This window comes from Luteimonas salinilitoris (assembly GCF_041300785.1).
GTDB classification, from domain to species: Bacteria; Pseudomonadota; Gammaproteobacteria; order Xanthomonadales; family Xanthomonadaceae; genus Luteimonas; species Luteimonas salinilitoris.
In genome coordinates this window covers 270,058-289,762 of sequence record NZ_JBFWIB010000003.1, presented here as the reverse complement: position 1 = coordinate 289,762, position 19,705 = coordinate 270,058, and the positions used below count along the sequence as shown (strand labels likewise).

The following is a 19,705-nucleotide window of genomic DNA, read 5'->3' as shown; positions in this document are numbered from 1 at the left end:
TTCCTACCCGGCGACGCGGCATCAGCCGGCTTGGCATTGGCCGAAACGGCGATACGCCTGCCCCGGGCGGTGGTCGAGACTGTTCACGCCGGCGGAGCGCCACGGCGCCGCCCGGCGAGGCAAGGAAGTCACCCATCCATTCGAAGGAGTTACGAGCATGAACGCACTCAAGACCGGTTTCGCCTCCCTGCTGCTGTCGCTGCTGATGCTGGGCGGTGCGCTGGCCAGCGACAGGGTCAACATCAACACCGCCGATGCCGCCACGCTGGAGAGCGCGCTGGTCAACATCGGCCCGTCCAAGGCCGAGGCGATCGTCGCCCATCGCAAGGAGCATGGCGTGTTCAAGAGCGTCGAGGAGCTGGCGACGGTCAAGGGCGTCGGGCTGAAGACCGTGGAGCGCAACCGCGACCGCATCGAGCTGGGCAGTGCGCCGCAGCGCCGGACCACGGCGGCGCCGGCCGCCAGCTCGCCGGCCAAGGGCGGCGCGCAGCAGCGCTGAAGCACCACTGGGGGGCGCGCAGGGGACGCGCGGTCGCCAGCGGAGGAGCAGGGACGCTCCGGGGGATCCGGCAGGATGCCGTTACAGGGACGTAATCGCCGTCCACCCGTGCATGATGCGCGGGTGGGCGGCGGCTTTTTTGGGAATTGCTGCTACACGATGGTTCGGCGCGTGCCGCACGCCATCCGGCCCGCCAAGCCGTTCGCCGACGACCGGGCGCCGGTCGTTACACTGCCGGCATGACTTTCGAGCGGCTGCGCGCGCAGGTGATTCCCGCCAACGAGTACCGGCGGGAGCGCTGGCGCAACGGACTGGGCTGGACCCGGCGGATCGTCGCCTGGCCGGACGGCGACGCCTGGCTGTGGCGCCTGTCGATCGCCGAGATCGAGCGGCCGGCGCCGTTCTCGGCGTTTCCCGACGTCGATCGCGAACAGGTGCTGCTGGCAGGCGCGGGCCTGCGGCTGCGTTTCGACGACGGCGAAGAGCGGCTGCTGTCGCCGCCCTGCGGCAGCGCGCGTTATCCCGGAGAGCGCGCGCTGACCGGCGAGCCGCTCGACGGCCGCGTGGAGGTGTTCAACCTGCTGTGGCGGCGCGATGCGGTGCAGGCGCAGCTGTGGCGCCGTCCCCTGGTCGGGCCGATGCTGTTCTTCGCCGACCGGCGCGAATGCTGGGCGCTGCACCTGCTGGCCGGCCAGGCGTGCTTCGACTCCGATGCCGGGCTGCCGGTGATGGCGCAGGGCGACACCGCGCTGCTGGCCGCGCCCGAACGGCGGCGCTTCCTGCTCGACGGCGGCGGCGAACTGCTGGCGATGCGCCTGCGCGCACGCGACTGAGCGCCGTCGTACGGCCGTGGCGATTCGGTAGACATCGCGCCGACGGCCGCATCCAATTGCTATAGACGCCAGGCGGGATGTCGGCGCTATGCAAACCGGATGCTGGGTTCCGCCATTTGACTCGAGGTCCTTCGACGTGCGTTGCGGCACCGGCCAGGACTTCCGCCTGGAAGACGTGGATGTAGTAGTTCCGGGCGCCGGCACTTACCGCGGAGATTCCATGAATTGGCAACCGACGAGACGGCTGCTGCGGAACGACGCCTGCGGCCCGCCATCCGCAAGCATGCTGTGGCCGTGCGCGAATGCTTCTGGGTGTCCGGTGCCCCGAAACGATTCCGGAAAGATGCGGAAAAGCCGGCCTCAGCCGCGGTCGTCGCGGGTCCAGACGGCGCCGTCTTCGACCCGGACCGGGAACTTCGGTACCGGCGCATAGGCGGGCGCGCACAGGACACTGCCGTCGCGGACATCGAACTTCGCCCCGTGCAGGGCACATTCGATGGTCGCCTCGTTGGCGTCGAAGGCGCCCGCCGAGAGTTCGAAGTCCTCGTGGCTGCAGCGGTCCTCCAGCGCGTAGAAGGTGCCGTCGTGGTTGAAGACCAGGATCGGCGTGTCGCCGTCCCAGGCCACCCGCATCTCGCCGGGCAACAGTTCCGAGGCCGCGCAGACGCGGACCCAATCCTGGCTATGCATCGGCAGCGTCAAGCCCGCCCGCGGCGGGATTCGATTGGAACGGACGGACGGTCATGCGGATCATTCCCGGTAGGGTGCATCGCTTCTCGGGGCATCGGGCAGCTGTTCGTCGAGCGACTGCCGGTAGTGGATGCAGCCGCGCAGGAACTGTGGCCAGTCCGGTACGGCAAGTTGCGGGTCCAGCTTCTCGGGCAGCAATCCCCACAGCGCCGGGTGATGCCAGCACAACGCGTGCCCCGTGCTGTCGCGATGCTCGCGGATGCCCTGTCGCAGCCGCTTGACCTCGGCGACGAGCCGTTCGCGGGACATGCTTTCCAGATCGGTGTCCATGAGGCCTCCCGCCGACGTTTCGAACCCTGGCGCAATTGTAGCGGCGGCTGCGACAGCTTTCTGATCCGCGTTCATACGCGTCCGAGCCGCTTCTTCCGGATCGCGGCTGAAGCCGCTGCTACAGCACCTTCTCTAGCACTTCGAAGCGCAGGTCGTCGCGCTTCGGAACGCCGAAGCGGGCATCGCCGTAGGGGAACGGCTTGTAGATGCCGGTGCGGCGGTAGCCGCGACGTTCGTACCAGGCGATCAGCGCATCGCGCAGGTCGATCACGGTCATGCGCATCGCCGGCAGGTGCCAGTCCTCGCGCGCAATACGCTCGGCTTCGGTCAACAGCGTGTGGCCGAGCCCGGCGCCCTGCAGGTCGGGCCGCACCGCGAACATGCCGAAGTAGCCGGCGCCGTCGTCCTCGGCGATATGCGCGCAGGCGAGCAGCGCCGGTTCCGCAGCGCCGTCGGGCATGGCCTCGGCCAGCAAGATCCGGCTGCGCGGACGTGCGATGTCGGCGCGCAGCAGGCCCGGGTCGATGCGGTTGCCGTCGAGCAGGTCGGCCTCCGTGGTCCAGCCAGTGCGGCTGGTGTCGCCGCGGTAGGCGGAGGTCACCAGGGTGACGATGGTGTCGACGTCGTCGGGCGTGGCGTCGCGGAAGGTCGTTGGCATGGGCGAAAGTCAGGCTGTGGGAATCGGGAAAGCGTAAGACATCGTCATCCCAGCGCAAGTTGGGATCTCTTTTGATCTTAAGCAGCCGGGCCGCCGCAAATGGATCCCAGCTTGCGCTGGGATGACGAGCGAAAGCGGCCGAAATCGGGTCCCGAGTCCCGAAAGTCCTCCGTCACCCCAGCAGCCCGCGCACCTTGCGCAGCGCGGCGACGAAGGCGTCGATCTCCTCGTGCGTGTTGTAGAACGCGAGCGAGGCGCGGCAGGTGGCGGCGACGCCGTAGAACTGCAGCAGCGGATGGGCACAGTGCTGACCGGAGCGGATCGCCACGCCTTCCAGATCGAGCAGAGTGGCCAGGTCGTGCGCGTGCGCGCCCTCGACCAGGAACGACACCACCGCGGCCTTGTCTGGCGCATGGCCGAAGATGCGCAGGCCGTCGACCCTGGCCAGTTCCTCGTTCAGATGCGCCAGCAGTTCGGCCTCGCGCGCCTCGATCCGTTCCAGGCCCAGTGCCTGCAGGTAATCGACCGCGGCGCCGAGACCGACGAATCCGGCGATATTGGGCGTGCCGGCCTCGAACTTGTGCGGCGGGTCGTTGAACACGGTGCCCTCGAAGCTGACCTCGCGGATCATCTCGCCGCCGCCGATGAACGGCGGCATCGCCTGCAGGTGTTCGCGTCGCGCCCACAGCGCGCCGGTGCCGGTGGGGCCGCACATCTTGTGCCCGGTGAAGGCGTAGAAGTCGCAGCCGATCGCGGCGAGGTCGATCCGGCGGTGCGGCACCGCCTGCGAGCCGTCGACCACGGTGACCACGCCACGCTTCCTGGCCTCGCGGCAGATCGCGCGCACCGGGTTGACGGTGCCGAGCAGGTTGGACACGTGCGCCACCGCCAGCAGCTTCACCTCCGGCGTCATCGCTGCATACAGCGCGTCGAGGTCGAGCGTGCCGTCGTCGTTGATCTCGGCGACGCGGATCGTGGCGCCGGTGCGTTCGGCGACCAGCTGCCAGGGCACGATGTTGGCGTGGTGCTCCATGCGCGAGACCAGGATGACGTCGCCGGGCTTGAGCCGCGGCAGCGCCCAGGAGTACGCGACCAGGTTGATGGCGAAGGTGGTGCCGCTGCACAGCACCAGTTCGTCGGCGCGCACGTTGAGCAGGCCCGCCAGCTTCTTGCGCGAGGCCTCGTACGCCTCGGTGGCCTCGCTGCCGAGCTGGTGCACGGCGCGGCTGACGTTGGCGTTGAAGCGGCGGTAGTAGCCGTCCATCGCCTCGATCACCGCCGAGGGCTTCTGCGAGGTGTTGGCGTTGTCGAAATAGACCAGCGGGTGGTCGTGCACCGAGCGGTACAGCAACGGGAAATCGGCGCGTACCCGGCCCCAGTCGACGCCGGCCTGCGCGCCCGGGCCCGGGGCGGCGGCATCGGTGGCATGCGGCATGCTCATGCCGGCGCCAGCGCCAGCAGGGCGCGGTCGAGATGGCTGTCGAGCGTCTCGCGGGCGGCGGATGCCGCGACCGCGGACAACGGTTCGCGCGCGAACGCGGCGGTCAGCAGTCTGCGCGCATCGCCTTCCGGCAGGCCGCGCGTACGCAGGTAGAACAGCGCCTCGGCATCCAGCCGGCCGACGGTGGCGCCGTGCGCGGCCTGTACTTCGTCGGCGTGGATCACCAGCACCGGCTGGGTGTCGATCTCCGCGCCTTCGGAGAGCAGCAGGTTCTTGTTGGACAGCTGCGCGTCGCTGCCGTCTGCACCCTCGTGGATGGTGATGCCGCCGTGGAACACGGCGCGCCCGCGACCGGCGCCGATGCCGCGCCACAGCAGTCCGCAGGTGGTGTCGCGGGCCAGATGCTCGATGCCGAGCCGGGTGTCGAGGTGGCGGCGGCCGGTGGCCAGCAGCACGCCGTTGGCGGTCAGCTGCGCGCCGGCGCCCTGCAGGCGCACGTTGAGTTCGTGCCGCGACAGCGCGCCGCCCAGTTCCAGGTCGACGCGCTCGTAGCGTGCCGATGCCGCCAGCGTGGCCTCGGTGCGCAGGAACGCGGTGGCGCCGTCGGCCCCGGACTGCACGCGTGCATGCAGCAGGTGGCCGCCGTCGCCGATGTCGATTTCCACCAGCGCATTGTCGAGGTGGCGGTGCGCACCGGCGGCGAGGTGGTGCTCGACCAGCTGCAGCGAGGCGCCGTCGCCGATCGTGATCGCGTGCCGCAGGTGCCAGGCCAGCTCCCGATCCGCCTGCGGCGCGCCGATGAAGACCAGGTGTATCGGCGCGTCGATCCGCGCGCCGGCCGCGGCCCGCAGCGCGACGCCGTCATCGGCGAGGGCCACGGCGAGCCGCGCGAACACGGCGTCGCTGCGGTCGTAGCGGGACGCATCGCCGAAGCTGGAGCCGGGCTCGGCCCCGCCGGCTCGGGGGCGCAGTGTCAGTCCGTCCGGCAGTGCGTCCAGATCGGAGAGCGTTTCGGCGTGACGACCGTTGACGAACACCAGCCGCGGCGACGGAATTCCGGCCAGCAGCGCCGGATCGATGTCCGGCACGGCCTCGGCGGCGACGAACGCGCGCCGCTCGAGCGCCCGCAGCGGCGTGTACTTCCAGGCTTCGCTGCGCGGGCCGGGCAGCCCGTCGCGCAGCGCGGCGTCGAGCGCTGCGCGACGACGTGCGTCGCCGTCGAACCCGGCGGCGAGCGAGTCGAGCAGCGTGCTCATGCCGCGACTCCGGGATGCCGGTACGGAACGCCCGCGGGGATGGGGTGGAGCACGGGGTGAAACGGGAGCGACTGCAGGTTCATGCCGCACCCCGGCCCGCCGGCATAGCCGTCGGGCGTTCGTCAGCGGGCAGACCAGTGGTCTGCAAACGCGCTTTCTCACCCGGCGCGATGCGGTCCTTGACCCAGGCGTAGCCGTGCTCCTCCAGCTGCAGTGCCAGCTCCGGCCCGCCGCTCTCGACGATGCGGCCGTCGGCGAGCACGTGCACCATGTCGGGCCGGATGTAGTCGAGCAGGCGCTGGTAGTGCGTGATCAGCAGGAACGCACGCTCGGGGGAGCGCAGCGCGTTGACGCCCTCGGCGACGTTCTTCAGGGCGTCGATGTCGAGTCCGGAGTCGGTTTCGTCCAGGATCGCCAGCTTCGGCTCCAGCACCGCAAGCTGGAAGATCTCGTTGCGCTTCTTCTCGCCGCCCGAGAAACCCTCGTTGACGCCGCGGTGCAGCAGGCTGTCGTCGAGGTGCAGGGTGCCGAGCTTCTCGCGCACCAGCTTGAGGAACTGCATCGAGTCCAGCTCGTCCTCGCCGCGCACCTTGCGCTGCGCGTTGAGCGCGCTGCGCAGGAAATAGGTGTTGTTCACGCCCGGAATCTCCACCGGGTACTGGAAGGCGAGGAACACGCCGGCGGCGGCGCGTTCCTCCGGCTCCAGCGCCAGCAGGTCCCGGCCGTCGTAGGTCACCGAGCCTTCGACGATGTCGTAGCCGCCGCGCCCGGCCAGCACGTTGCCGAGCGTGGACTTGCCGGCGCCGTTCGGCCCCATGATGGCGTGCACCTGGCCCGGCTGCACTTCCAGCGAGAGGCCCTTGAGGATGTCGTTGTCGCCGACGCGGACGTGGAGGTTTTCGATTTTGAGCATGGGGATTCGGGATTCAGGGTTGGTGTTCGGGCGTGTAAGGGGGCTTTGGTGGCGGCTGGTGAGGAGCGAGGAGTGAGTGAAGAGGAGTGAGGAGTGAGTAAAAGCAGGAGCAACGGCGAGTCGCACTTCGGCTTCTGCTTTCTCTCACTCCTCACTCCTCTTCACTCACTTCTGCCTCAATCGCTCCTGCCATCATCCGACCGAGCCTTCGAGCGACACTTCCAGCAGCTTCTTCGCCTCGACCGCGAACTCCATCGGCAGCTCGCGGAACACCTGCTTGCAGAAGCCGTCGACGATCAGGCTCACCGCGTCCTCCTCGGAGATGCCGCGCGAGCGGCAATAGAACATCTGGTCGTCGGAGATCTTGGAGGTGGTCGCCTCGTGCTCGACCGTCGCGCCCGGATTCTTCACCTCGATGTAGGGAAAGGTATGGGCGCCGCAGCGCTTGCCGATCAGCAGGCTGTCGCACTGGGTGTGGTTGCGCGCGCCGTCGGCGTTGCGGTCCACCTTGACCAGGCCGCGGTAGGTGTTCTGGCCACGGCCGGCGCTGATGCCCTTGCTGACGATCTTGCTCTTGGTGCGCTTGCCGACATGGATCATCTTGGTGCCGGTGTCGGCCTGCTGGCGGTGGTGGGTCAGCGCGACCGAGTGGAACTCGCCGGACGAATCGTCGCCCAGCAGCACGCAGCTCGGATACTTCCAGGTGATCGCCGAGCCGGTCTCCACCTGGGTCCAGGTGACCTTGCTGCGGTCGCCGCGGCACTCGGCGCGCTTGGTGACGAAGTTGTAGATGCCGCCGCGGCCTTCCTCGTCGCCCGGGTACCAGTTCTGCACCGTCGAGTACTTGATCTCGGCATCCTCCAGCGCGACCAGCTCCACCACCGCGGCATGCAGCTGGTTCTCGTCGCGCATCGGCGCGGTGCAGCCCTCCAGGTAGGAGACGTAGCCCTTGTCCTCGCAGATGATCAGGGTGCGCTCGAACTGGCCGGTGTGCCCGGCGTTGATGCGGAAGTAGGTGGACAGTTCCATCGGGCAGCGCACGCCCTTGGGGATGTAGACGAAGCTGCCGTCGGAGAACACCGCCGAGTTGAGCGCGGCGAAGTAGTTGTCGCCGGTCGGCACCACGCTGCCCAGGTACCGCTTCACCAGCTCCGGGTGATCCTGGATCGCCTCGGACATCGAGCAGAAGATGACGCCCTTCTCGGCCAGCTCTTTCTTGAAGGTGGTGCCGACCGAGACCGAATCGAACACCGCATCCACGGCCACGCCCGCCAGGCGCGCGCGCTCGTGCAGCGGCACGCCGAGCTTGTCGTAGGTGTCGAGCAGCTCCTGCGGCACCTCGTCGAGCGAGTTGTACTTCGGTCCCTTGGGCGCGGCGTAGTAGCTGATCGACTGGAAGTCGATCGGCGCGATCTTCAGCTTGGCCCAGCGCGGCACCGGCATGGTCAGCCAGTGCCGGTAGGCGGCCAGGCGCCATTCGGTCATCCATTCGGGCTCGTTCTTCTTCGCCGAGAGCGCGCGGACGACGTCCTCGTCCAGGCCCGGCGGCAGCGAGTCGGACTCGATGTCGGTCACGAAGCCGGCGGCGTAGCGCCGGCCGAGCTGCTCGTGGATCTCCAGGTTGCGGATGGGTTCGATGATTTCGGTGGCCATGGGCTGCCTACTGTCTAGACGGTGGCGAGGCGGGCGGCGATCCGTTTCGCCCCGGGGGAGGAGGGTGGGAGTGGCGCGTCGTCGAGCATCTGCGCCAGGCTGACGCCGCGCAGCGCGTCGGCGACCACGTCGTTGATCCGGCGCCAGTTGGCGCGCACGCCGCACTGGTGCGAGATGCCGCACAGGCCGTCGTCGAGGCTGCACTCGGTCATCGCCAGCGGGCCTTCCATCGCCTCGACGATCTCGATCAGGCTGATCGCCGCGGCCGGGCGCGCCAGCCGGTAGCCGCCGTGCGCGCCGCGGAAGCCTTCGACCAGGCCGGCCTGCGCCAGCGGCTTGAGCACCTTGCTGACCGTCGGCGCCTCCAGGCCGGCGCGCTCGGCCAGGTCGGCCGCGCACAGCACCGCATCCGGGCGCGCGGCAAGCACGGTGAGGACGACGGTGGCGTAGTCGGTGAGGCGGGTGACGCGCAGCATGGCGGCGGGCTCCGTAAAACGTACCGAAATTGTACGCTTTCGGGCGGCCGAGACCAACCCGCGCCAGGCAGCTCCTACCGTGGCAACGAAATAGCCCCTCGCCGCGCCAGGCAGTCCCTTCCGTGGTGACGGAGTAGCCCCGTCGCCACGGGCGGCATCAAATGAATAGCCGCGCCAGGCAGCCGTCGCAAGCAGACAAGCCCCGTTGTCATGATTGTTCCGGGGGAGATCTTCGGCTTCGGATCGAGCGGCGCCCGGGCCGGGGCATGCTCCCCGGCTCGGTCCGCCATCCGCGCCAAGCAGTCCTTGCCGTGGCGACGAAGCAAGCCCCGTCGCCACGGGCGGCATCCAGTGAATAGCCGCTCCAGATAGCCGTCGCAGCCAGACAGCCCCGTTGTCATGATGGTTCCGGGGGAGGTCGTCGGCTTCGGAACGGGCGGCGCCCGGGCCGGGCCATGCTCCCCGGCTCGGTCCGCCATCCATGGCGGACTCGCCGCCGCAGGCCATCCATGGCCTGCTATCCGCATACCCCGGCCCGGACGCCGCACCGGTCATTCGCTTTCGGATGCTTGGAGGCTCGCCCATCGAAGCCGATGAGGGTTGGAGCGGGAGACGTGCCGCGGGGATTGCGGAGAGCTGCACAGGGATGTGCAGCGGCCCTGAGTCCGGCCATGGATGGCCGGACCGAAGGGCGGAGCAATCCCCGCGGCGCGTCTCCCGCCCCGCGCGGCAAATCGAAGGCGCTCTTGATGAAGGGCAGATGGATTCGTGGGCTCTGGAACCGGCGGCCCTAGCTCGGATGCTTTTCCCACAGAAGCCACCGGGCACAAGCGCGGCTCACGCGCCGTACTGCAGATCGAAGACGCTCTTCCGAGTACGGGCCATCCGACAGATGCCATTGGCGAATCGCGACCGCTTGCACCACAATGCCGTTTCCGTCCCGCAACGTAGCGACTCGATGTCGAAGAAGAAAGGAAAGAAGAAGATCGAAGCCCGCCTGTCGTCGATCCACGGCAACGGCATCTTCGCCACGGAGGCCATCAAGAAGGGCGAGCGGATCATCCGCTACAAGGGGAAATTGCGGGCCCACGAGGAGGTCGACCAGGAATACGGCGACGTCGACGAGAACGGCCACACCTTTCTCTTCACCCTCAACGACGACTATGTCATCGACGCCAACGCCGGGGCCAACATCGCGCGCTGGATCAATCACAGCTGCGACCCCAACTGCGAGGCGGTGATCGAAGAGGACGAGAAGAAGCGCCCGCACAAGGACAAGGTCTTCATCGAGGCGATCAGCGACATCGCCGCCGGTGAGGAGCTGACCTACAACTACGGCATCACCCTGGAAGAGCGGCATACGCCCAAGCTCAAGAAACTATGGGGCTGCCGCTGCGGCACGAAGAACTGCACGGGCACGATGCTGCAGCCCAAGCGCTGATTCCGCTCCGGGCGTCGATTCGCCGTTGCGTCGCCTTGCGGCGACGGGGCCGTCCTGCCGTTTACAGGCGTTCCTCGCGCAGTTCCGCCGATGCGATCCGCCACGCCCGTTGCTCGGCGCTGGCGCCGTCCACCACCGCGCGCCGCAGCACGTAGTGGCCGGCGTAGCGGTGCACGCTGCCGTCGTCGTGCCGGGCCGTCACCGCCACCGGGATCTGCAGGTAACGGGAGCCGGCCGCGCCTTCCACGGCGCCCGGCGTGCCGACCTGCACCGCGACTTCCGCGGTCCGCGCGAAACCGGCGGCGAACCGTTCCTCGGTCTGCCCGCTGGCTTCGCCATCGTTCGACCACAGGCGGTAGGCGCGGGCGCAGTCGCCTTGGTCGATCGCGGTGTAGTAGTCGCGGATGACGGCCGCCGCATCCCCCACGGTCGGCTCGCCGCCGCCGGCCTGGGCATCGTCATCCGGCGCCGCGTCCGCTTCCTCGGCGGACAGGCCGGTCTCGGGATTGTCCTCCAGCGGCGGCAGGCCGAAGTTCCCGTCCGGCGTGAGCCAGGGCTCCGGCGGCGGCGGTTCGCCGCCGAGCGGCACCTGGCCCGGCCCCGGTGCGTCGGGCATCCCGGTGATGCCGCCGGCCGGCTGCGCCGGTGCCGGCAAGGTCTCGGGTTCCCCCGCGCCGCGCGCGCCGGCGGCGTCCTGTTGCGCATCGCGGCAGGCGGCCAGCGCCAACGTGGCGGCAAGGGCGAAGGCGGTGAGCAGGCGGTAGAGCATACGCATGGCGGTTCCGGTGCGTGCGTCGGGAGAGGGCATGCGAAGGAAGCCTACGCGACGGCAATGAACCGGAGATCAGCGCGTTTCGTCGGGTTCGGTCAGTGCGACCCGCCGCGGCCGCAGCCAGGCCAGCAGCAGGCCGAGCAGAGCCATCGCCACCAGGTCGAACGCGATCTGCCGGAGCATCAGCGACAACGGCAGTGGCTGGCCGACATAGGCCAGCAGATGCCAGGGCACGAACGACACCAGCCCGATCGCGATGCCGAAGCGCAGCCCGGTCCCCAACTGCACGTCATCCGCATCGTGCAGGCGCCGATACAGCCAGGTCATCGAGAAGCCGATCAGCAGATACGCGATCACGATCCAGCCGAAGCGCGCGTTGGCCTCCGCCTGGCTGCGATAGAGCGAGGCATGGGCGAGATAGTCCGCGCGCAGCAGCACGCCGTGGACCAGGAAACCGAGCAGCAGCGCGGCCATCGCCACCACCACGCCGCAGACCCAGAACCGCTTGTCCATGACTGCCCCAACGGGATGCGCCGCTCGCCGCGGCATCGCTGCGATGCTAACGCCCGGACATGTCGCGCGTCGATGTCGCTGCCCCGGTATCGGCCGTCCTTGCCGCTTCAGTCCGTTTCCGCGACCGCGGCGGCGAGCAACAGCGGCAGCGGATCGTAAGCGCCGTCGGCCGCATAGATGCCGTAATGCAGATGCGGCGAGGTGCCGCGGGCGTTGCCGCTGTCGCCGACGCTGCCGAGCAGGGTGCCCGGCCAGACTACGTCGCCGGCCGCCAGGCCCGGCGCCCAGTCGTCCAGGTGCGCGTAGTAGTGCCGTTCGCGTGCCGGCCCCATGACCCAGACCTGGCGCCCGCCGAGTCCGCCTTCGCGCACCGCGGTCACGATGCCGGGCGTGGCGCTCACCACGTCGGCGCCGCGCGGCGCGAAGATATCGACGCCCTCGTGGCTGCGATCGGCACCGCGCGGATCGCCGAAGGTGTCGGCGATGCGGGCCGCTTCGACTTCGCGGACGGGCATCGTCAATGTCGCCGGCGGCGGCATCCGCGCCAGCGTCCAGGCCATGCGCGGCTTCGCCATGAACGGCTGTTGCCAGGCCCAGGCGGCGGCGTAGGCGGCGGCGATCAGCACCATCGCCCAGACCGTGATGCGGCGCGCCGCTGGGCGGTAGTCCTTGCCGGAGCCTGCGGGGGGCGTGGCCTCGTCCATGCGCCGCAGCCTAGCGGGCGGGCGATGAAGCGGCCGTCGCCCGATGCGGCTCAGACGGCGCGCAGCTGCGCCTCGAGCTTCACCTTCAGCGCGTCGTCGAGCCCGAGCTGCCGCGCCAGCTCGTCCAGGTAGGCGCGCTCCATGTAATTCTGCTCGTCGACGGCCATCAGGCTGGCGAGGTACATCTCCGAGGCGATCTCCGGCGTGGCGGCTGCGCGCGCCACTTCGGCGGGATCGAGCGGCTTCTCCAGTTCGGCATGCAGCCAACGCTGCACGTCGGCGCCGCTGTCGAGGCGCGAGAACTCGCCCTCGATCGCTTCGCGCTCGCGCGCATCGATGTGCCCGTCCGCCTTGGCGGCGGCGACCAGCGCCTTGAGGATCGCCTCGCTGTGCAGTTCGGCCTGTGGCGGCGGCAGGCGGTCGACGGTCTCCGGCTCGGCCGGCGCGCCCTGCTGCTGCTTGTAGTCGCCGTAGGCCCGGTAGGCCATCATGCCGATCGCGGCGAGGCCGCCGTAGGTCGCCAGCTTGCGGGTCTTGCGGTTGCCGCCCAGCAGCAGGCCGAGTGCGCCGCCGGCGATCGCGCCCTTGCCGAAGTCGGCGTTGAGCATGCCGCCGAGCCCGCCGTCGGTTGTCCGCCCGGCCGCCGCGGCGTTGCCTTGGCCGGCGCCGGCGGACTTGAGAAGGTGGTCCAGCAATCCCTGAAGCTGCATGTCTGCGATCCGGGTGAGATGGGGACGGTGATTGTAGACGCGCCGGCGTCCACGGAGCCCCCGGACGCCAGGGGCCGCCGGGCCGGCGGCGTCCTCAGCTGCGCTGCTGCAGCGCCAGCCTGATCCCTAGGGCGACGAACACGCTGCCGAGCGCGCGCGCGCGCCAGCGCGAGAACCCGCTGCCGGCCGCCGAGCGGCCGATGCGGCCCGCCAACAATGCCAACGACAGGCCGTAGAGCAGTCCGACCGACGACAGCAGCAGGCCAAGCACGATGAACTGCAGCCAGACCATGCCGCGTTCCGGATGCACGAACTGCGGCAGGAAAGCCAGGAAGAAGACGGCCACCTTCGGGTTCAGTACGCCGATCGCCACCGAGCGCAGGAATACCCGCCGTTGCCGGGGTGTACGTGCGTGCGGCGCATCCTCATCCATCGCCGGGCGCTCTCCCGAGCGCCAGGCCTGGATGCCCAGCCAGACCAGGTAGGCCGCGCCGGCATACTTGAGAAGCTCGAAGGCCAGCGCGGAGGCCGCCAGCAGGGCCGAGAGGCCCAGTCCGGCGGCGAGCGCGTGGATCGATGTCGCCGCCTCCAGGCCGAGCGCCGCAAGCATGCCGCGGCGCGCGCCGCCGACAGCGGTCTGCGCGATGATCCAGGCCGTCCCGGGACCGGGAATCAGGACCAGTGCAACGGCTGCGGCGAGGTAGGCGAGCAGGGTGGGGCCGTCGAACAAGGTCATATGGACAGGCTCGATCGAAAAATCGTTGGTGCGGATCCGCCGGCGAAGTGCGGGAGCGCCGACATGAAAAAGGCCGGGCGCTCATGCGGAGCGGGCCGGCCTCGTTCATCGCATCGGGGCGGTGGTGCCGCCCCGAGCATCGCGCGCGACTCAGGCGGCGGCGTCCTTGAGCTTCTTCAGCGGACGCACCTTGACCTTCACCGAGGCGGGCTTGGCGGCGAACCACTGCTCTTCCTTGGTGAACGGGTTGATGCCCTTGCGACGCGGCTTGGCGGGCACCTTGACGGAAGTGATCTTCAGCACGCCCGGCAAGGTGAAGGAACCGGCGCCCTTCTTGCTGACCGAACCGGCGATCGTGCCTTCCAGCGCGGCCATGACCGAGCGCACGTCCTTCGCGGCGACACCGGTGGTTTCGGCGATATGGGACACCAGGCCCGACTTGCTGAGGGTCTCCTTGATCGGCTTCGGGGCGGCCGGCTTGGCAGCGGCCTTCTTCGGAGCAGCGGCCTTCTTGGTCGCCTTTTTCGCTTTCTTCGCCATGTTTCCTGTTCCGTGATGGATGATTGGAATTGTGAGGCCGAACAGTGCCGGCACTCGGAATGTAGGGCATGCGCGCGTCCGCGCCAATAGCAAAACGCAAAAAAGAAGGGTTTTTTTGCCGGACGGCGGCAGAAGCCGTCCGGTTTCAATGCTTCCGACGCGGCGGCCAGCGCCACCAGCAGATCGCCACGAGCACGGCGAATGCGGTGTAGGCCGCCACGAAGATCCACCATGGCGCCTCGAAAAAGATCAACCGCGACAGCCAGTGCTGGACGAAGGATCCGCCGTAAGCGTCCTGTCCGGCGCGCGTCCGCAACGCCTGCTCCCAGACGGTCAGCGGGCACAGCTGGCCGAACCACGCCTGCAGCGCGATGAACGCCATCAACGCCAGGTGCGCGATGCGGAAGGAGCGATGACGCACCCAGCGCCAGCCGCGCGGCCCGCCGACCAGGATCGCCAGCGTGCCGAACACCACGAAGGCGACGGTGCCCACATGCAGCGCCAGGATGGCGTCGGCGAGCGATCCTGCGGCGGCGGGAGAGAGTGCCTGCATGCGGCGGATTGTAGGGCCCTAGTGCGCCGCTCAGTCCTCCTCGTGCCGCGGCCGGTAGGCTTCCGAGAGCTTCTGCTGCACCTGCGCCGGCACCGGCTCGTAGTGGCTGAAGTCCACCGCGTAGCGCCCGCGGCCGGCGGTGATCGATTTCAGCTCGGCGGCGTAGCCGTCGAGTTCCGACAGCGGCACCTGCGCCTTGACCACGATCTCGCCGCCCTTGGCGGCATCGGTGCCGTTGATGCGCGCGCGCTTGCCGGCCAGGCCGCCGCTGATGTCGCCCATGTGCGCCTCGGGCGCGTGCACCTCGAGGTCGACGATCGGCTCGAGCACCTGCGGCCGGGCCTTGCCGACGGCAGCGAGGAAGGCCTTGCGCCCGGCCGCCACGAACGCGACCTCCTTGCTGTCGACCGGGTGGTGCTTGCCGTCGTATACCGTCACCCGCAGGTCCTGCATCGGATAGCCGGCGACCGCGCCGCTGCGCAGCACCTCGCGCACGCCCTTTTCCACGGCCGGGATCAGCTGCCCGGGGATCACCCCGCCCTTGACCGCGTCGACGAACTCGAAGCCGTCGCCGCGCGGCAGCGGCTCGACGCGCAGGAACACCTCGCCGAACTGCCCGGCGCCGCCGGTCTGCTTCTTGTGGCGATGGTGGCCCTCGGCCTTCGCGCCGATGGTTTCGCGGTAGGCGATGCGCGGCGGCCGCGTGCGCACCAGCACGCCGTGGCGCTCGCGCAGCCGGTCGAGGTTGATGCGCAGGTGCAGGTCGGACAGCCCGTGGACCACGGTCTCGTTGGTCTCTTCCTCGTGCTCGACCTGGAAGCAGGGATCCTCCTCGGCCAGCTTGTGCAGCGCGTTGGCGAGCTTCTGCTCTTGGCCCTTGCTGGCCGCCTCGATCGCCAGCCCGAACATCGGCCGCGGGAACTGCAGCGGCGCCAGGCGGATGTGGTCCTCGTCGTGGCTGTCGTGCAGCACCGCGTCGAAGTGCAGCTCGTCGACCTTGGCCACGGCCGCGATGTCGCCGGGCACGGCGCGTTCGATCTCCACGTGGTCCTTGCCCATCAGCTTGAACAGGTGCCCGACCTTGAACGGCTTGCGACCGTCGTCGACGAACAGCTGGGTGTCCTTCTTCAGCGTGCCCTGGTAGACGCGGAAGATGCCGAGCTTGCCGACGAAGGGATCGTTGACGATGCGGAACACGTCGGCGATCACGTGCGCGTCGGGGTCGGGCGAGAGCGTCACCGGCGCGGCATCGGTGCCGGTGCCCTTGAGGAACTGCGGCGGATTGCCCTCGCCGGGATGCGGGAACAGTCGTTCGGCGACGTCGAGCAGTTCCTTCACGCCGGCGCCGGTGCGTGCCGAGACGAAGCACACCGGCACCAGATGCCCCTCGCGCAGGCACTGCTCGAAGGCGTCGTGCAGCTCCTGGCCGGACAGGCCCTCCTCGCCGAGGTCGAGGTAGCGGTCCATCACCGTCTCGTTGATCTCGACCACCTGGTCGAGGGTCTTCCGGTGCCAGTCGGCGATCGCGCCGAGATCGCTGTCGCCATCGGTTTGGCCGAAGCAGTCGACCACTCTCGCGCCGCCGCCGGCCGGCAGGTTGAGCGGCAGCAGCTCGGGGCCGAACTCGCCGCGCAGCTCGTCCAGCACCCGCGCGCCGTCGGCCCCTTCGGCATCGATGCGGTTGACGACGACCACGCGGCACAGGTTGCGTTCGCCGGCGCGTTCCATCATCCGGCGGGTGCCGTACTCGACCCCGGTGACGGCGTCGACGACGATCGCGACGGTCTCCACCGCCGCCAGCGCCGACAGGGTGGGGCCGCGGAAATCGGGATAGCCGGGGGTATCGATCAGGTTGACGTGGATGCCGCGGTGGTCGGTGCTGGCGATTGCGGCGTCGATGGAGTGACCGCGCTCCTTCTCCAGTGGATCGTGGTCGGACACGGTATTGCCGCGTTCGACGGTGCCTGCCGTGGAAATGGCGCCGCCGGCATACAGCAGGGCTTCGAACAGGGTTGTTTTGCCGGCGCCCGGGTGGCCTGCGAGGGCGATGTTGCGGATGTCCGGTGTCGAATAGGGCATGTGGCCGCTCCTCCCTGGGTGAGGGGATAGACGAGGCCGTCATGGCTGTCCGCGGGGAGAAGCGCTGCCGCCGGAGCGGGCGCTCGGCGGGCGGTCATGGCGGGAGGGCACAGTAACGCCTGCGCAAACGCAGCGTCCCGTTGCAGCGCAGCAAACCCGACACGGGCGTAACACGGGCGAGGCTACTCTGTACGTGTTGGCGCACCGCCATTCATTCCTCATCCTTCAAGGAGATCGATCCATGGGCATTTCGCGCAACGCCACCGCACGCTGGGAAGGCGACCTCAAGTCCGGCAAAGGCAGCCTCAGCACGCCGCAGAGCGGGTTGCTGGACGGCGCCCGCTACGGCTTCAACACGCGCTTCGGCGACGAAAAGGGCACCAATCCGGAAGAACTGATCGCCGCGGCGCATGCCGGCTGCTTCACCATGGCGTTGGCGGCCAAGCTGACCGAGGCCGGGCATCCGCCGGAATCGGTGGACACCCGGGCGGAAGTCGACCTGTCGATGGAGGGCGGCCCGACCCTGAGCGCGATCCGCCTGAAGACGAGGGCCAAGGTGCCGGGCATCGACGACCAGAAGTTCCGCGCCATCGCCGACGACGCCAAGCAGAACTGCCCGGTGTCGAAGGCGCTGTCGGCGGTGCCGATCTCGCTGGAGGCGGAACTGCTCGGCTGATTCCGGACCGCTTCACCCGTTTTCGAGGCCGCATGCCCGTAGAGCCGAGCTTGCTCGGCTGCTTCCGCGCCGTTGGCGCCTGGCCCGGTCCCCGACGCCCGGCTCCGGAGCCGGGGAGCAGCGGAGCAAGCTCCGCTCTACGGGTGCCGGCGCCCGGTCACTGCGCGAGGTCGTTCATTCGCCCAGCGTCAGGCTGAGCATCACGCGGCGGGCCGGCTCCCAGGACTGCAGGCCACTGCTGCCCGCGGACCACGCGTGACGGTCGGTGGCGTTGTACACCCGCAGCCGCCATTGCGCCGAGGTGCGGGTGGCGGCCGCGCCGTCGGCGGACCAGGAGGATTCGTCCAGGCGCACGCGGCGCAGCCCCGGGTTGACCGCCAGTCCGCTGCGGCCTGCGCAAGCGCGGGAGCCGGCAGGGCGGCGAGGGCGACGGCGAGTGCCAGTGCGGGTGAAGCGGGGCGGGAGGCGCGGTCGGTTCGATGCGTCATGGAATCGTGCGGATGGGCAATGACGACGATCGTGGGGCGCCGCGGGCCGTTGACATAGCGCACCGATCGATGATGAGGTGTGCGTCGTATGCACAGCTTGCAATCGCTGCCGCCGCTCGAGGCGCTGGCGGCGGTGATCGCGGCCCAGCGCTCCGGCTCGTTCACCGCCGCCGCCGAATCCCTCGACCTCACCCATGGTGCGGTCAGCCGCCGGGTGCAGGCCGTCGAGCATTGGCTGGGCACGCCGCTGTTCGAACGCCACGGCCGCGGCGTGCGGATCACGCCGGCCGGCCAGCGCTTCGTCGCCCAGGTGGAACAGGCCCTGGCGAGCATCGGCGAGTCGGCGGACCGCTGGCGGCCGCGTCGCGATCTGCCGGTGGTACGGCTGAGCGTGGTGCCGTCGTTCGCGCGCCTGTGGCTGATGCCGAGGTTGCCGGAGCTGCAGGGCGTGCCGCCGGTCTGCCGGATCGAGCTGCAGATCGAACACCGCGTCGCCGACCTGACCGCGGAGCAGAGCGACCTGGCGGTCCGTTACGGGCGCGGGCGCTGGCGCGGTGTGGAAAGCCGCCTGCTGTTCTCCGAGCGGCTGTATCCGGTGGCGGCGCCGACGCTCGCCGCCGAACTCGGGCCCGCCGCCGGAGCGGCGCGCATCGCGGAGCTGCCGCTGCTGCACGATTCGGATACCGGCCAGTGGCGCGCGTGGATGCGGGCCTCCGGCGTGCCGTTTCGGACCAAGGCGGCCGACCGCCGGTTCGAGGACTACGACCTGGTGCTGGCAGCGGCCCGCGTGGGATTGGGAGTCGCATTGCTGCGCGTGCCGTTGGTCGACGACGCGCTCGCGGATGGCAGCCTGGTGCGGGTCGCGCGCGCGGAGATACGCAATACGGCCGGCCATTACCTGGTCTGTGCGCCGGGCGAAGCACGCGCGCCGGTGGCGCAACTCGCCGCGCGCCTGCTGACCACGACCGCGGCGCTGCGGCGATGACGCCGGCGGTGCTGTTCCTGCACGGCGCCGGGGCCGGCGGCTGGGAATGGAACGTCTGGCGCGCCGTGTTCGAGGCGGCGGGGCTGGCGACCGCCGCACCGGACCTGCAGCCGGCCGCATCGGGCCTGGCGCGGACGACGCTGGACGATTACGCCGGGCAGGCAGGCACCGCATTGCGCGTGCTGCCGCGACCGCGCGTGCTGGTCGGCGCCAGCCTCGGCGGGTTGCTGGCGGCGATGTGCGCGGACGAGGCCGACGCACTGGTGCTGGTCAATCCGCTGCCGCCCGCGCCGTGGCACGCCGAGCTGCCGTCGCGCGATTGGCCGGCGATCGTGCCATGGCGGCACGAGGCGCGGCTTGCCTCGACCCGGCACGCGCTGCCCGATGCCGACGAGGCCACCGCCCTGTACGCCTTCGACCGCTGGCGCGACGAGAGTGGCCTTGTGCTGGGCACCGCGCATGCGGGAGTGGCGCTCGAACGTCCATCGTGCCCGCTGCTGTGCATGGCCTCGACCGTCGACGACGACGTCCCGCCTGCGGTCACTGCGGCGCTGGCGGCGGCATGGGGCGCCGACCTCCTGCGGTTGCCCGCGGCCAGTCACGTCGGCCCATTGCTCGGGCGCGGCGCAGCCGCTGCAGCGCAACAGGCATTGGCATGGTGCCGGGATCGGTAAAGCAGACCAACGCCAGCCCGGACACGAGCCGGGATACAGGCAGCGGCGATCCACTGCTCTTGCGAATCCCCATTCCCCAATCCCG

General features: G+C 69.7%; 22 protein-coding genes and 1 pseudogene. 6 read left to right on the top strand and 17 right to left on the bottom strand.

Annotated features, from left to right (window positions below; translation table 11 throughout):
- Nucleotides 1-157: 157 nt before the first annotated feature.
- Nucleotides 158-499 (top strand): ComEA family DNA-binding protein, encoded by a 342-nt coding sequence (locus AB5T46_RS08085; RefSeq protein WP_370563371.1) that lies wholly within the window; start codon nt 158-160, stop codon nt 497-499.
- A gap of 239 nt (nt 500-738) precedes the next feature.
- The gene (locus tag AB5T46_RS08080) at nt 739-1,332 is read left to right on the top strand and encodes a HutD/Ves family protein (protein ID WP_370563370.1); all 594 of its coding nucleotides are present in this window, start codon (nt 739-741) and stop codon (nt 1,330-1,332) included.
- A 360-nt stretch (nt 1,333-1,692) separates the two neighbouring features.
- Here AB5T46_RS08080 and AB5T46_RS08075 read toward each other — a convergent pair whose 3' ends face one another.
- From AB5T46_RS08075 to AB5T46_RS08040, 8 genes and pseudogenes are all read right to left on the bottom strand, one after another.
- On the bottom strand, nt 1,693-2,022 hold the full coding sequence (locus AB5T46_RS08075; protein WP_370563369.1) for a non-heme iron oxygenase ferredoxin subunit: 330 nt from the start codon (nt 2,020-2,022) through the stop codon (nt 1,693-1,695).
- A 60-nt stretch (nt 2,023-2,082) separates the two neighbouring features.
- A complete protein-coding gene (locus tag AB5T46_RS08070; protein WP_370563368.1) occupies nt 2,083-2,352 on the bottom strand; it encodes a hypothetical protein in 270 nt (89 codons plus the stop codon).
- 118 nt (nt 2,353-2,470) lie between these two features.
- Nucleotides 2,471-3,010: a GNAT family N-acetyltransferase gene (locus AB5T46_RS08065; RefSeq protein ID WP_370563367.1), complete on the bottom strand. Its 540-nt coding sequence runs from the start codon at nt 3,008-3,010 to the stop codon at nt 2,471-2,473.
- Between the two features lie 172 nt (nt 3,011-3,182).
- Complete coding sequence (locus AB5T46_RS08060) at nt 3,183-4,451, bottom strand: cysteine desulfurase (protein WP_370563366.1); 1,269 nt, start codon at nt 4,449-4,451, stop codon at nt 3,183-3,185.
- A complete protein-coding gene (gene sufD / locus AB5T46_RS08055; protein ID WP_370563365.1) occupies nt 4,448-5,707 on the bottom strand; it encodes a Fe-S cluster assembly protein SufD in 1,260 nt (419 codons plus the stop codon). The genes AB5T46_RS08060 and sufD overlap by 4 nt, the downstream gene beginning before the upstream one ends.
- A gap of 163 nt (nt 5,708-5,870) precedes the next feature.
- Nucleotides 5,871-6,620: pseudogene (sufC, locus tag AB5T46_RS08050) on the bottom strand (Fe-S cluster assembly ATPase SufC); the annotation flags it as partial.
- 192 nt (nt 6,621-6,812) lie between these two features.
- Nucleotides 6,813-8,273: a Fe-S cluster assembly protein SufB gene (gene sufB / locus AB5T46_RS08045; protein WP_370563364.1), complete on the bottom strand. Its 1,461-nt coding sequence runs from the start codon at nt 8,271-8,273 to the stop codon at nt 6,813-6,815.
- Nucleotides 8,274-8,287: 14 nt separating this feature from the next.
- Nucleotides 8,288-8,749 (bottom strand): SUF system Fe-S cluster assembly regulator, encoded by a 462-nt coding sequence (locus tag AB5T46_RS08040; RefSeq protein WP_370563363.1) that lies wholly within the window; start codon nt 8,747-8,749, stop codon nt 8,288-8,290.
- A 958-nt stretch (nt 8,750-9,707) separates the two neighbouring features.
- Between AB5T46_RS08040 and AB5T46_RS08035 the strand changes: the two genes are divergently transcribed.
- Nucleotides 9,708-10,190 (top strand): SET domain-containing protein, encoded by a 483-nt coding sequence (locus AB5T46_RS08035; protein ID WP_370563362.1) that lies wholly within the window; start codon nt 9,708-9,710, stop codon nt 10,188-10,190.
- Between the two features lie 61 nt (nt 10,191-10,251).
- On the opposite strand, the gene AB5T46_RS08030 is transcribed toward AB5T46_RS08035, so the two are convergent.
- The 8 genes from AB5T46_RS08030 to fusA form a co-directional block, all read right to left on the bottom strand.
- Nucleotides 10,252-10,965: a hypothetical protein gene (locus AB5T46_RS08030; protein WP_370563361.1), complete on the bottom strand. Its 714-nt coding sequence runs from the start codon at nt 10,963-10,965 to the stop codon at nt 10,252-10,254.
- Between the two features lie 69 nt (nt 10,966-11,034).
- Nucleotides 11,035-11,475: a hypothetical protein gene (locus tag AB5T46_RS08025; RefSeq protein ID WP_370563360.1), complete on the bottom strand. Its 441-nt coding sequence runs from the start codon at nt 11,473-11,475 to the stop codon at nt 11,035-11,037.
- Nucleotides 11,476-11,582: 107 nt separating this feature from the next.
- A complete protein-coding gene (locus AB5T46_RS08020; RefSeq protein WP_370563359.1) occupies nt 11,583-12,179 on the bottom strand; it encodes a M23 family metallopeptidase in 597 nt (198 codons plus the stop codon).
- 50 nt (nt 12,180-12,229) lie between these two features.
- Nucleotides 12,230-12,889: a tellurite resistance TerB family protein gene (locus tag AB5T46_RS08015; protein WP_370563358.1), complete on the bottom strand. Its 660-nt coding sequence runs from the start codon at nt 12,887-12,889 to the stop codon at nt 12,230-12,232.
- A 94-nt stretch (nt 12,890-12,983) separates the two neighbouring features.
- Complete coding sequence (locus AB5T46_RS08010; protein ID WP_370563357.1) at nt 12,984-13,625, bottom strand: LysE family translocator; 642 nt, start codon at nt 13,623-13,625, stop codon at nt 12,984-12,986.
- Nucleotides 13,626-13,775: 150 nt separating this feature from the next.
- A complete protein-coding gene (locus tag AB5T46_RS08005; RefSeq protein WP_370563356.1) occupies nt 13,776-14,165 on the bottom strand; it encodes an HU family DNA-binding protein in 390 nt (129 codons plus the stop codon).
- 145 nt (nt 14,166-14,310) lie between these two features.
- Nucleotides 14,311-14,718, bottom strand: coding sequence for a DUF2784 domain-containing protein (locus AB5T46_RS08000; RefSeq protein WP_370563355.1), 408 nt, complete (start codon nt 14,716-14,718; stop codon nt 14,311-14,313).
- Between the two features lie 30 nt (nt 14,719-14,748).
- Nucleotides 14,749-16,797, bottom strand: coding sequence for an elongation factor G (gene fusA / locus AB5T46_RS07995; protein ID WP_370563354.1), 2,049 nt, complete (start codon nt 16,795-16,797; stop codon nt 14,749-14,751).
- A gap of 241 nt (nt 16,798-17,038) precedes the next feature.
- Here fusA and AB5T46_RS07990 point away from each other — a divergent pair, with 241 nt between their 5' ends.
- Nucleotides 17,039-17,473, top strand: coding sequence for an OsmC family protein (locus AB5T46_RS07990; RefSeq protein ID WP_370563353.1), 435 nt, complete (start codon nt 17,039-17,041; stop codon nt 17,471-17,473).
- A 174-nt stretch (nt 17,474-17,647) separates the two neighbouring features.
- Here AB5T46_RS07990 and AB5T46_RS07985 read toward each other — a convergent pair whose 3' ends face one another.
- On the bottom strand, nt 17,648-17,827 hold the full coding sequence (locus AB5T46_RS07985; RefSeq protein WP_370563352.1) for a hypothetical protein: 180 nt from the start codon (nt 17,825-17,827) through the stop codon (nt 17,648-17,650).
- Nucleotides 17,828-18,049: 222 nt separating this feature from the next.
- Here AB5T46_RS07985 and AB5T46_RS07980 point away from each other — a divergent pair, with 222 nt between their 5' ends.
- Together AB5T46_RS07980 and AB5T46_RS07975 are read left to right on the top strand one after the other, a co-directional pair.
- On the top strand, nt 18,050-18,946 hold the full coding sequence (locus tag AB5T46_RS07980; RefSeq protein ID WP_370563351.1) for a LysR substrate-binding domain-containing protein: 897 nt from the start codon (nt 18,050-18,052) through the stop codon (nt 18,944-18,946).
- Nucleotides 18,943-19,620, top strand: coding sequence for an alpha/beta fold hydrolase (locus AB5T46_RS07975; protein ID WP_370563350.1), 678 nt, complete (start codon nt 18,943-18,945; stop codon nt 19,618-19,620). The genes AB5T46_RS07980 and AB5T46_RS07975 overlap by 4 nt, the downstream gene beginning before the upstream one ends.
- Nucleotides 19,621-19,705: the final 85 nt, after the last annotated feature.

Coding starts and splice junctions, on each gene's coding strand:
- AB5T46_RS08025 (WP_370563360.1), bottom strand. CDS start 11,475: ATGGACAAGCGGTTCTGGGTCTGCGGCGTGGTGGTGGCGATGGCCGCG.
- AB5T46_RS08010 (WP_370563357.1), bottom strand. CDS start 13,625: ATGACCTTGTTCGACGGCCCCACCCTGCTCGCCTACCTCGCCGCAGCC.
- AB5T46_RS08085 (WP_370563371.1), top strand. CDS start 158: ATGAACGCACTCAAGACCGGTTTCGCCTCCCTGCTGCTGTCGCTGCTG.
- AB5T46_RS08030 (WP_370563361.1), bottom strand. CDS start 10,965: ATGCGTATGCTCTACCGCCTGCTCACCGCCTTCGCCCTTGCCGCCACG.
- AB5T46_RS08070 (WP_370563368.1), bottom strand. CDS start 2,352: ATGGACACCGATCTGGAAAGCATGTCCCGCGAACGGCTCGTCGCCGAG.
- AB5T46_RS07980 (WP_370563351.1), top strand. CDS start 18,050: ATGCACAGCTTGCAATCGCTGCCGCCGCTCGAGGCGCTGGCGGCGGTG.
- sufB (WP_370563364.1), bottom strand. CDS start 8,273: ATGGCCACCGAAATCATCGAACCCATCCGCAACCTGGAGATCCACGAG.
- AB5T46_RS08080 (WP_370563370.1), top strand. CDS start 739: ATGACTTTCGAGCGGCTGCGCGCGCAGGTGATTCCCGCCAACGAGTAC.
- AB5T46_RS08075 (WP_370563369.1), bottom strand. CDS start 2,022: ATGCATAGCCAGGATTGGGTCCGCGTCTGCGCGGCCTCGGAACTGTTG.
- AB5T46_RS08040 (WP_370563363.1), bottom strand. CDS start 8,749: ATGCTGCGCGTCACCCGCCTCACCGACTACGCCACCGTCGTCCTCACC.
- AB5T46_RS08005 (WP_370563356.1), bottom strand. CDS start 14,165: ATGGCGAAGAAAGCGAAAAAGGCGACCAAGAAGGCCGCTGCTCCGAAG.
- AB5T46_RS07990 (WP_370563353.1), top strand. CDS start 17,039: ATGGGCATTTCGCGCAACGCCACCGCACGCTGGGAAGGCGACCTCAAG.
- AB5T46_RS08000 (WP_370563355.1), bottom strand. CDS start 14,718: ATGCAGGCACTCTCTCCCGCCGCCGCAGGATCGCTCGCCGACGCCATC.
- AB5T46_RS08065 (WP_370563367.1), bottom strand. CDS start 3,010: ATGCCAACGACCTTCCGCGACGCCACGCCCGACGACGTCGACACCATC.
- sufD (WP_370563365.1), bottom strand. CDS start 5,707: ATGAGCACGCTGCTCGACTCGCTCGCCGCCGGGTTCGACGGCGACGCA.
- fusA (WP_370563354.1), bottom strand. CDS start 16,797: ATGCCCTATTCGACACCGGACATCCGCAACATCGCCCTCGCAGGCCAC.
- AB5T46_RS08060 (WP_370563366.1), bottom strand. CDS start 4,451: ATGAGCATGCCGCATGCCACCGATGCCGCCGCCCCGGGCCCGGGCGCG.
- AB5T46_RS07975 (WP_370563350.1), top strand. CDS start 18,943: ATGACGCCGGCGGTGCTGTTCCTGCACGGCGCCGGGGCCGGCGGCTGG.
- AB5T46_RS08015 (WP_370563358.1), bottom strand. CDS start 12,889: ATGCAGCTTCAGGGATTGCTGGACCACCTTCTCAAGTCCGCCGGCGCC.
- AB5T46_RS08020 (WP_370563359.1), bottom strand. CDS start 12,179: ATGGACGAGGCCACGCCCCCCGCAGGCTCCGGCAAGGACTACCGCCCA.
- AB5T46_RS08035 (WP_370563362.1), top strand. CDS start 9,708: ATGTCGAAGAAGAAAGGAAAGAAGAAGATCGAAGCCCGCCTGTCGTCG.